The organism is Methanocalculus alkaliphilus (assembly GCF_024170505.1).
GTDB lineage: Archaea > Halobacteriota > Methanomicrobia > Methanomicrobiales > Methanocorpusculaceae > Methanocalculus > Methanocalculus alkaliphilus.
Window position 1 is genome coordinate 270,606 of the sequence record NZ_JALJYG010000001.1, and the last position, 10,290, is coordinate 280,895.

A 10,290-nucleotide genomic window follows, 5' to 3' on the forward strand; every position below is an offset into this window, starting at 1 on the left:
CTACTCTTTTTTCAGGATAAAGAACGTATAACCGTAATACGAACCATATTCCTCAAATATCCTGATCTCCTTCTCCATCTCCGAGAGGAAGTCCAGAATCTCAGGTGCATCAAACCTCTTTCTCCAGACTTCAATCTGTTCCATCACGGGAGTGTAATACTCTTCCCATGCCTTCCTCGAAAGCCGTGGTGTGGCTATTACAGAATAGCCCGCAGCTTCTGCATCCCGTATCCGATCATCATCCGAACCGATGCCCGGGCAGTCTTCCTCCCAAAATCTTCGCAGTCCTTCGGGTGGATCAGATCGATGCCAGCAGATCTCAGATACGACGAGATGTCCCCCCTCTTTCAGAAGAGGTCTCCAGGCGGTCAGGCCTGCGGAGAAACCCATGGTATAGATCGCCCCCTCAGACCAGATCAGATCCACCGAGTTTTTTTTGCAGGGAAGACTATCCATCGATCCGCAGACAGGAGATACCTCCCGCATCCTCACCAATTCTCTCAAATACGGCAGATGAATATCGGCTGCGATGATCCTGCTATCCGGTTTTGCTGCTGCAAGTACTCGTGTCTGGCGCCCTTTCCCTGATCCGACATCAAGGATCACCGGAGATTCAGGGGTGTCAAGGGAGCCGAAGATCTCTCTGGTTACCTGGTCATCTCCCGGCCCAAGCATCGTGAGCTCTTCAAAAAAGGTAAAGATAAAATCCATAATGATTATTCCTGGGTCTTTATTCGAAATGAATATTGTCTTGGTCTTCATATGATATAGCAGGAGCCGGGCAGGTAGTTCTATGGCATTTGGTACATTGCAGGATGTTGATATCAGGGGAAAGACGGTGCTTGTGCGGGTGGATTTCAACTCTCCCATCGATCCCGCATCAGAAATGATCCTCGATGATAAGCGGTTTCGTGAGCATATCCCGACGATCAGGGCACTTGAAGACGGAAAGGTCGTCATCGTCACACATCAGAGCCGGCCTGGAAAGAAGGATTTTACCACGCTTGCATCACATGCAGAGAAGCTTGAACGCCTGATCCACCGGCCTGTCACCTATGTCGATGATATCTTCGGGCGGACCGCACATGAAGCGATCCGGACGATGCGATCCGGGGAGATTCTTATGCTTGAGAACGTCAGGTTCAATGCCGAGGAGAATCTGACGATGAAACCGGAGGATGCGGCAAAGACCCATCTCGTCCGGCGCCTCTCCGAGATGGGAGATCTCTTCGTCAATGATGCCTTCGGAACGGCGCACCGTTCACAGCCGACGGTCGTCGGATTACCGCGGGTGATGAAGACGGTCGCAGGCCTTCTGATGGAACGTGAGATAACGATGCTCTCAAAGGTCTCATCTGGTGCCCCGCATCCGATCACCTTTATCCTGGGTGGGACCAAGGTGGATGACTCCATCGCTGTTGCTGAGCATGTTCTCAGGAATGGGATCGCTGATCAGATCCTCGCTATTGGAGTCGTCGGAAACATCTTCCTTGCTGCAGAAGGGAGAGAGCTTGGAGAGCCTTCACGCCACCTGATCGAGAGCCTCGGGTATACCGGGGAGATCCAAAAAGCCCGGGATATTCTGGCAGAGTATGGGGATCAGGTTATCCTCCCCGGAACAGTCGCAGTACGAGAGAGCGGAGAGAGGGCTGAGTACCCCGTGAGCGAGATTCCAAACGACACTCCGATCCTCGATCTTGGATCAGAATCGATACGAAACATGGTCGGGGTGATCCGCTCCTCAGGCACCATCGTCTTTAACGGCCCAGCCGGTGTCTTTGAGGATCCTGACTTTGCTATCGGGACATACGAACTCGTCCGTGCGGCAGCCGGTGTCGAGTTCTCCGTCGTCGGGGGAGGCCATACTGCCGCGGTCATCGAGAAGATGGGGCTTGAGTCGGCATACTCCCACCTCTCAACAGGGGGAGGTGCCTGCATCGAGTTTCTGACCGGCAAGAAACTTCCCGCAGTTGCGGCACTTGAGGCCTCCTGGGAAAAGTTCGGGCGATAGGGCAAAGAAAAGATTATTCTTTTGGAGTTTCCACTACCTCATCAACGATCGAGCTGATCTGGGTCAGGAGGAGGGGATCGAGCCCCTTCTCAGCACTCAGATATACCCCCCTGAGATCAAGGAGCCGGATCTTGTTTGAGAGAAAATGGATGAATTTTGAGATATTCGGAGATGAGAGATAGATGAGAAGGGTACTGACAGAATCAAATATCAGAGCTGTATCCGCTTCTTTTCGGTTCTTCAAGGCCTCAGTTATGGCGATGCCAAGCTCTGTGAGATTTCCGGGATTTGAGGTAAACGTGGTATTCCCCTGATCTGCCGGTGCTGAACCGAGCGAATACTTCGTTATCGCATCAATAAAATGGATCTTCTCCATCGCAATGCCTTCTTTTCTGTACAGATTTGCAAGGATCGATGACGGGATATTCGTTGTGACAATGATACAGGAGGTGTTCTTCCTCACCAGATCATTGACAATATCCAGGTTCATCCGTTTCATCCTGGAGGGATCTGAGATATAGAGGTATATCGACGATCCTTCAGTATCCGCAATACCCATCCCTTCACTCCTCATCCATCAGGAACCGCCGGTACGATTCCGGTATCTCCTCAAACCCGCTGATGATGGACTGCTGGAGATCACCAACATTCTCGACGATCTTCATCGCATGCTTCACCTGGATGAGAAGGGTTGTATGCAGTTCCTCATCGGTGATCGCACCTGCCTGATGGAGCTGACGAATCTCCTCAAGGGTATGGGCAATGATCTCAACCGGATTTTTAATCCGGAGTGCCGCCTCGGTCACATAAGCGATGAGTGCACGCTCTGCCTTCCGGATCTCGGTAAGGTTCCTGCCGATGACCGCGATGCCGGTGACAATCCCCCGTTCATCAAGGATCGGGGAGAGGGAGAGGGAGAGTTCGAGCTCTTCGCCGTCTTTTCGGATCCGGCGGGTCTCAAACTGCTCAATCCGCTCACCACGCTGGACACGCATGAGTACCCCCTTCCAGTCATCCAGATAACCTGGTGGGATGATCTTAGCGATACTCTCTCCGATCATCTCGTCTGCAGAGTACCCGAATGTCTCCTCGGCACCACGGTTCCAGGAGATGATCGTTCCATCCGGCTTCTCTCCAAGGATCGCATCCGGGGTCATCTCGATGATGGCACCAAGTACTGCCCGGAGTTCATGAACCTTCTTTATCGTATCGATGTTGGTGAGGATATGAACGGCCCCGATGACTGCCCCGCTCTCATCCTTCACCGGATCGACGGAGACCTGGTACCAGTGATTTGCAAGGTTGACGGTATATACCTCCCGCTTTCCCGTCTGCTTTGCCTTGACAAACGGGCATCCCCGGATGAATGTCGGTGTATGGTGGACCACCCGGAAACACTGCTCACCAATAATCTTTTCAGGAGGCAGTCCAAGCAGCCTGCCTGAAGCACTGTTTGCATGAAGAATGACCCCGTCTGTATCAAGATAAAAGATAGGGTCCTCGATTGCATCAAAGGTCCTCTTCAGGATATCAAATTCAGATATATTCGGTTCTTTTCCCTCACTCATCCTGACCAACTACAATCTACTACCTATTTCAAGGTGATAAACGCTTTGAAATGCATCAGGGTGGGAGAGGGGTCGTATCAACCACCCGGTGCGGGATCGGCCGGTCAATCCGGATGGCGGACCCCGGTCTGAGCGAGACGAAGAGTCGGATCCTCTCATCTGGTGCAAGCGGTTCAGGGAGGACGATCAGGAGATCAAAGGTTTCGCCAAGACCGATGACCGATCTCTCTGCTGGTCCACCGGTGATGAACGGTTCTCTCCTCTTGATCACCATCCACTCGCCGGGATTGAGCGGAGGGTGATGCGATGGTGAGAGCCGGATTATACCGTCCCCCCGGTAGAGTGAGACTGATATCTTATTGATATCAAGTGAGATATCCCCGATGACCGGCGAGAAGGAGACCCTGACCGCGCCAACTGCCCCTGTATCATGAACAGAAGGGAGTATCAGAACACCTTCCACCTCACGGGGAACGGAGGAGTAGCCGATGGGATCGCCGGCGAGATGCACCGTTCCACGGCTGACCTCGACTGCACGTATATACAGCCCCTTCGGCTCTTCACCTGGATCATAGGTAACGAGATAGGCGGTGATGGTGATGAGCGTCACAAACAGAAGAAGATGCAGAATGATAGAAAGCATCGATACGGCATTATCACTCCCCCTCATTCTCATCAGGGATGAGTATTTCCCGGGAAGGATATAAGCATTGCCGGGGTTATCACCGGAATCTGGTCGCTTCTTCAGAGGAATCACCCTCCGATACCCTTAAGAGTTCTGCTGACTGTCAGAGTAATTATGGAATATACAGTCGTTGATGGCGAGGACCGTGGAGATCTGATTCTCTACGCACTCTCCACCTGCCGGTGGTGTAATATGACAAAAGAGCTTTTGCAGAGCCTGAACCTGAAATTCCGCTACATCTATGCGGATCTCCTCCCTCCAGAAGAGCTTGAGGCGGTCATCAGCGAGGTCGAACGGTTCAACCCGGCGGGATCGTTCCCAACCCTTGTGATCAATGGGAAAGAGGCTATCGTCGGCTACCGGGAGGATGAGATCAGGAGGCTGTTTGCCCGATGACCCCTGAACCGACAGAGGAAGAAATTGCCACTCTTGAAGAGATGCTTGGATGTGAAGCCGAGGCACACGGCTACCATCTCACCCCGGACAAAGAGGCGCTGCATGCACTTCTGAAGGGGCTGATCACAAACTCCCGCCGGTATGGATATCCGGCATGCCCCTGCCGCCTCTCATTTGGAAAGAAAGAAGAGGATATCGATATCATCTGCCCCTGTGACTACCGGGATCAGGATATCGATGAGTATGGTGCCTGTTACTGCTCCCTCTATGTCTCAAAGAAGGTCCTCTCCGGAGAAGAGGCGGTCGAATGTATACCGGAACGGCGGCCGCCACGTGCTGAGCGGAAGAAAGAGTCTGTACAGGTGAAAGAAAGTGGATTTTCTCTTCCGATATGGCGCTGCCGTGTCTGCGGATATCTCTGTGCACGGAAACACCCGCCGGAGACCTGCCCGATCTGCGGTGTTGATAAAGATCGGTTTGAACGGTTTGCCTGAGGTGGATCATGGGTACACACGAGCTCGCGACATTTGCGGCAGGATGCTTCTGGGGTATTGAGGCGGCGTTTGCCGAACTTGAGGGTGTCATCTCGACACGGGTCGGATACACCGGTGGCGTGGTGGATAACCCGACGTATGAGGATGTCTGTTCCGGGAGTACGGGTCATGCAGAGGCGGTCGAGGTGACATTCGATCCCACAGCCACCTCCTACGACCACCTGCTGATACGGTTCTGGACGATGCATGATCCGACGACACTGAACCGGCAGGGGCCTGATATCGGGAGCCAGTACCGCTCCGCGATATTTACCCATTCCGATGAACAGTATACAAAGGCGGTTGCCTCCCGTGATCGGATGGATGCGTCAGGCAGGTTCAGGCGTCCGGTTGTGACTGAGATCACCCCAATCAGACGATTCTGGCCCGCTGAAGAGTATCATCAGCAGTACTTCAAAAAACAAGGGAAGAGCGGCTGTGGAGTGAGGTTCTGACGATGGAGTTTATGGAGGTACTCACCACGCGGTATAGTGTCCGGGCGTATCGTCCGGATCCGGTGAGCGACGAGATCCTGGCAGAGATCCTTGAGGCCGGCCGCCTTGCCCCGTCTGCCGTGAACCGTCAGCCCTACCGGATATACATCCTCCCGACAAAGGGACACGAAGAGAAACTTGCCGATATCTACCCGAAGAGCTGGTTTGCATCTGCCCCCTTCGTCCTCTGCGTCACAGCAGTCACCAAAGAGGCATGGACCCGGAAGGACGGGGTCAGCTATGCCCCTGTGGATGCGGCAATCCTGATGGATCATATGATCCTTGCGGCAACACGCCTGGGACTCGGGACCTGCTGGGTTGCTGCCTTCGATCCCGAAGCGGCACGTCGCCATCTTCACCTTCCGGACGGCGAGGAGCCGATCATCTTCACTCCGCTCGGCTATCCGGCTGACCGACCTCCGGAGAAGAAGAGAAAGCAGATCAGCGAGCTGGTTGTACAGGGCTGGCCCTCGGACTGACGGGATCAGGATACCTGCCGGAGAGGAATCCTCCAGAGGCGGAGATCGAGATCCCTGGCAACAATATTCCAGATAGAGATCGATGGTTGCAGCCGGTGCGAAACAGGCAGAAAATGCGATCTTATCCGATAACACCGGGAAATATCATGCAATAGCCGCCGGGAGAAGAACTCCTCGCCGGCAGGCGGCATCATCAGGTGAATCTCACCACCCGTCACAACAGAGATGCACCGCATCTCAAAGACACAGGCAGCCTCAATATCGGCAAATGAGAACGAACTGCCCCGGGGATGGTTATGAAGGAAGATGGTATGATGGAGGGAGAGGAGCTCCCGGTGCCAGAACCTGATCCTCTCCTCCTCCCCGATTAGTTTCCTGAGGAACGAACCACTCCTGTCGAAGACGAAGGCATATTCGAGCGGCTCATCCCGTATCTCCTCTGCGTACCGGGAGAGGAGCTCCGGTGAGAGGGGATCACCCTGCCGAAACGGATAGGGGGGTTTTGAGAGGAGATCCGGAAAGAGTCTGATGGTCCGATCAGGATAGGCTGAACCCCTGTGCCGGGCAGAGAATGAGGTATCATCACCCGGTGTACCTGAGGAGACGAGTATCATACCGACACCTTCATGCAGGGGGAGACGTTTGCAGGCATTGTAATTAAATTAATTTTGATTTAGTTAAAATTTTCTGGTTTTAAATTCCCCCGCCATCTCCAAAGGAAGGCAGATATACCATAAGAACGAGATTTCTGGTATGAAAAGCCCGGTCCAGACGATAGTCATCACAATCACCTGCCTCTTCATCGGTGTTGTGATCGGCTCCCTTATGACTCCGGTCAATGAAACGGATGATGCAGCATCTTATCTCATCCAACTTCAGTCGGATATCACAGAAGACCTCCAGAGGCTTGATACTGACCTTGCACTCGCCGCATATGCATTCGGGGAGATCGGCCTTGAGGGGGAGACTACACGGGAGATCCTCCTCTCACTCAGCCAGCGCCACCCGGCAATCATCGACTGCACCACGGTCAGTCCGGATGGGATCATCCTGGCAGCCGAGCCACCCGCCTATCATACCGCCGAAGGGGTTGATGTCTCCCACCAGCAGGCGACCAGGCATATCCTCACAACAAAACGGCCGATGATGAGCGGGATCATCCCGGTTGCAGAGGGGATGGAGGCGGTCTTCATCGGAGCCCCGGTCTTCTCACATGGAGATGGCACCACCCCTGAAGGGCAGTTCATCGGTTTTTCATCCATCGTCTTTCATCCTGACGTATTCCTTGAGGGAATTGTCAGACCGGTCATGGCAGATACTCCCTATACGGTCACCATTGTGGACACCGACGGGCGTGTCCTCTATGATACCGATCCTGACCAGATCGGCCTCCCCCTCGACGACCCCGCCTATACCCCGTTCCCTGAGCTGATTGCTCTTGTCACACGGGTCACTGAAGAGAGGCAGGGAAAAGGAACCTATAGCTTCCGGGGAGAGACGAAAGAGGCGATCTGGACAACGGTCGGCCTGCATGGAGAGGAGTGGCGGGTCGCGGTTGTCCGGGTGGTTGGATAAGGATACTCCGGAGAGAAGTTTCGTATCCAATTATTTTACATTACATCATTTTATTTTTACTAAATAGATGCAATAGCAGTACGGATAGGAAATTTTTATTAATGAATAATCATCTTCTCATGAAGAAACAACACATTTATCCCCTTCCTTAAGATATGGTAATACGAATAGTGATTCCATTTCGATGGCGAGAGGTTGTTCTATGAAAATACATGGAGTTATGATTATCCTTGTGGCTGTGAGCATCGTGCTGACAGCGGGGTGTGTTGGTGGCGACCCGGATGCCCATGAATCCGTCCTCCGGATCGGAACGCCGATGGAGATAAAGAGCCAGAGCGTCTTTGGAGATTATAATCTTGGCATCTTCTTCGGCCTCTCAAACCCGTCACTCTGTCGGATGAACGAGAATGGTGAGATAATCGGATATCTTGCCTCGCACTATACTGTCTCGGATGATAACCGGATCTGGACATTTTATATCGACGACTCATTCTTCTGGAGTGATGGAAGACCAGTCACACCTGAGGATGTCGCCTTCTCAATAACCACGTACGGAGAGAAGATACCATCAGCACGCTGGATCGGTGAAAACCTGGATGATGTTTTGATAGGTGACGACTATGTCAGCTTTATCTTTACCCAGCCGTACACCACCATTGATCTGGAATTCTGCTCCTACAGAATTGTTCCTGCACGAGACTGGAAGTCCATTGAGGAGCCTCTCCAATATACCAGCAGAGGACCATATACCGGAGCCGGTCCATTCTACCTGGATGATATCAATCTCCAGGCAGGAATACTCACATTCGAGAGAAACCAGCACTGGAGAGGGGAAGAACCATCCATCGAACGGATCGAGATCCATTCGTACAGCAACATTGACAGCGCCATGCTTGCCCTTGAACGAGGGGATGTAGATACCTTCTACCGATACGCAGGATCATATCCATATACCGGCATCCAGCGTCTTGAAGCAACAGGAGAATTCGACTTTATCGAGACAACGAATGTCGGGCTGATATTCCTCGGACTGAACCTGAAGAGCGCACCGACAGATGATCCGGCATTCCGTGAGGCTGTCGCCTATGCCATAGACTATGAGGAGATCATCCGGATCGACGCTCTCGGATATGGAGAGGTGCCAAACCGTGGATTTGTTCCTCCATCAATGGAGTTCTTCAGGGATACACCCCCCCTCTCATACAATCCGGCCCATGCAAAAGAGCTTCTTGATGCTGCCGGATATACGGACAGAAGTGGAAACGGGTATCGGCATGGAAAAGATGGAGAAGAACTGAAGCTTGAGATTCTTATCCGGTCAGAGTATGCACGGGTCGGCGAACTGATAGCCGACTATCTCAATGATATCGGGGTGAGAGCAACCATCAAGACCGTTGATGCAACAACCTGGTTTGCATTAAAGGATAGTTACTCCTATGATCTGACGATTACCCGGACGACCCCCTGGGGAATGTATATGCATGCAGGGTATGGAACCGGGTATTTTGACAGCAGAAGAACCGGTCAGGGTGTTCTGCATTATCTTGATGACCCCGTCTTCCTCGAGCTCTCTGATATGATGCGGGATACAACAGATCCCTCCATGCAGCGTGAGTATGCATGGCAGATGCAGGATTATTATGCGGAGAATCTCCCTGGAATCGCGCTCTATTGGAATAAGATTGTGACACCCTACAATACGGCATTCACGGGCTGGAAACCCGATCCCCTTTATGGAATCTACAATATGGAGACGTTTGTCACGATACAGAGGGCTGGTGCATGAAGGACGAAGCTGCATGGGTTACAGCACTGAATGCATGCACGTATCATAAAATCCTCAAGGAACGCCAGATCAGCCACGATGAGTTCTGGCGCGAATATGGCATCTATGACGAGATGATCCGGCACTCAGGATATCCGGGGGAGATTGTCCCGACAATTCTCTCCCGGATTGAACCGGGATCGACAATCCTCGATATAGGTGCGGGGACGGGAGCATTTGCAATCCCGCTTACAGAAGCAGGCCACCACGTCATTGCGCTTGATCCCTCGGAGTATCACCTCTCCATCCTTACAAGCAAAGGTGAGTGCGAGACGATCTGCTCCCTCTGGGACGAAAAAGCCGCCAGGGAGATCCCACCTGTCGATTATACCCTCGCTGCATACAGTTTCATCGATGAAGGGATCACCGACTTTCTCAGACGGGCGATCGACCATGGAAGGAAAGGATCATTCCTGATCTATCGGGCAGGGGAACGTGATCCCCTCCTTGATTATGCAGGTGGCCCCGCCGAGCAGATCAGCTACAGGCATATCACCGGCATCCTTGAAGCCCTCGGTGTTGGGTACAAGCTTGACGGGTTCATCCGGGACTTCCACCTCCCCTTTGATCTTGCCTTAAAGCGTGCAAGGAACACTCTCAGGACAGAGGAAGAGATACGTACATTTCTCAGGGATCATCAGCGGCTTCATATGGAGAATGGGAATCTTCAGGTTGCGTTTCGGGATGAGGATATGCTGATCACCATCAGACAGTAAGGCAGGTC

The 10,290-nt window shown here is 52.7% G+C and carries 13 protein-coding genes; 8 read left to right on the top strand and 5 right to left on the bottom strand.

The window, feature by feature from the left end:
* Window positions 1–711, bottom strand: a complete 711-nt coding sequence (locus J2T58_RS01515) for a class I SAM-dependent methyltransferase (RefSeq protein WP_253486873.1) — start codon at window positions 709–711, stop codon at window positions 1–3.
* Between the two features lie 82 nt (window positions 712–793).
* On the opposite strand from J2T58_RS01515, the gene J2T58_RS01520 reads away from it, so the two are divergent.
* On the top strand, window positions 794–2,011 hold the full coding sequence (locus J2T58_RS01520) for a phosphoglycerate kinase (RefSeq protein WP_253486874.1): 1,218 nt from the start codon (window positions 794–796) through the stop codon (window positions 2,009–2,011).
* 13 nt (window positions 2,012–2,024) lie between these two features.
* Here J2T58_RS01520 and J2T58_RS01525 read toward each other — a convergent pair whose 3' ends face one another.
* From J2T58_RS01525 to J2T58_RS01535, 3 genes are read right to left on the bottom strand one after another with little or no spacing between them, the layout of a single operon-like run.
* On the bottom strand, window positions 2,025–2,570 hold the full coding sequence (locus J2T58_RS01525) for a DUF7504 family protein (protein ID WP_253486875.1): 546 nt from the start codon (window positions 2,568–2,570) through the stop codon (window positions 2,025–2,027).
* Window positions 2,571–2,574: 4 nt separating this feature from the next.
* Window positions 2,575–3,579 (bottom strand): PAS domain-containing protein, encoded by a 1,005-nt coding sequence (locus J2T58_RS01530; RefSeq protein ID WP_253486929.1) that lies wholly within the window; start codon window positions 3,577–3,579, stop codon window positions 2,575–2,577.
* Between the two features lie 55 nt (window positions 3,580–3,634).
* On the bottom strand, window positions 3,635–4,255 hold the full coding sequence (locus tag J2T58_RS01535; protein WP_253486876.1) for a hypothetical protein: 621 nt from the start codon (window positions 4,253–4,255) through the stop codon (window positions 3,635–3,637).
* A 123-nt stretch (window positions 4,256–4,378) separates the two neighbouring features.
* Between J2T58_RS01535 and J2T58_RS01540 the strand changes: the two genes are divergently transcribed.
* From J2T58_RS01540 to J2T58_RS01555, 4 genes are read left to right on the top strand one after another with little or no spacing between them, the layout of a single operon-like run.
* Entirely contained in the window at window positions 4,379–4,660 is a 282-nt protein-coding gene (locus J2T58_RS01540) for a glutaredoxin family protein (protein WP_253486877.1), read from the top strand.
* Window positions 4,657–5,154 (top strand): ferredoxin-thioredoxin reductase catalytic domain-containing protein, encoded by a 498-nt coding sequence (locus tag J2T58_RS01545; RefSeq protein ID WP_253486879.1) that lies wholly within the window; start codon window positions 4,657–4,659, stop codon window positions 5,152–5,154. The genes J2T58_RS01540 and J2T58_RS01545 overlap by 4 nt, the downstream gene beginning before the upstream one ends.
* An 8-nt stretch (window positions 5,155–5,162) precedes the next feature.
* Complete coding sequence (gene msrA, locus J2T58_RS01550; protein WP_253486881.1) at window positions 5,163–5,648, top strand: peptide-methionine (S)-S-oxide reductase MsrA; 486 nt, start codon at window positions 5,163–5,165, stop codon at window positions 5,646–5,648.
* A gap of 2 nt (window positions 5,649–5,650) precedes the next feature.
* Window positions 5,651–6,166 (top strand): nitroreductase family protein, encoded by a 516-nt coding sequence (locus J2T58_RS01555; protein WP_253486882.1) that lies wholly within the window; start codon window positions 5,651–5,653, stop codon window positions 6,164–6,166.
* Window positions 6,167–6,171: 5 nt separating this feature from the next.
* Here the strand turns inward: J2T58_RS01555 and J2T58_RS01560 are convergent, their stop codons facing one another.
* A complete protein-coding gene (locus J2T58_RS01560) occupies window positions 6,172–6,780 on the bottom strand; it encodes a hypothetical protein (RefSeq protein WP_253486883.1) in 609 nt (202 codons plus the stop codon).
* Between the two features lie 139 nt (window positions 6,781–6,919).
* Between J2T58_RS01560 and J2T58_RS01565 the strand changes: the two genes are divergently transcribed.
* From J2T58_RS01565 to J2T58_RS01575, 3 genes are all read left to right on the top strand, one after another.
* Window positions 6,920–7,741, top strand: coding sequence for a cache domain-containing protein (locus J2T58_RS01565; RefSeq protein WP_253486884.1), 822 nt, complete (start codon window positions 6,920–6,922; stop codon window positions 7,739–7,741).
* A 202-nt stretch (window positions 7,742–7,943) separates the two neighbouring features.
* A complete protein-coding gene (locus J2T58_RS01570; RefSeq protein ID WP_253486885.1) occupies window positions 7,944–9,527 on the top strand; it encodes an ABC transporter substrate-binding protein in 1,584 nt (527 codons plus the stop codon).
* Window positions 9,524–10,282 carry a methyltransferase domain-containing protein gene (locus tag J2T58_RS01575; RefSeq protein ID WP_253486886.1) on the top strand — a complete coding sequence of 253 codons (759 nt, stop codon included), beginning with the start codon at window positions 9,524–9,526 and terminating at the stop codon, window positions 10,280–10,282. Before J2T58_RS01570 ends, J2T58_RS01575 begins: the two co-directional genes overlap by 4 nt.
* Window positions 10,283–10,290 lie beyond the last annotated feature (8 nt).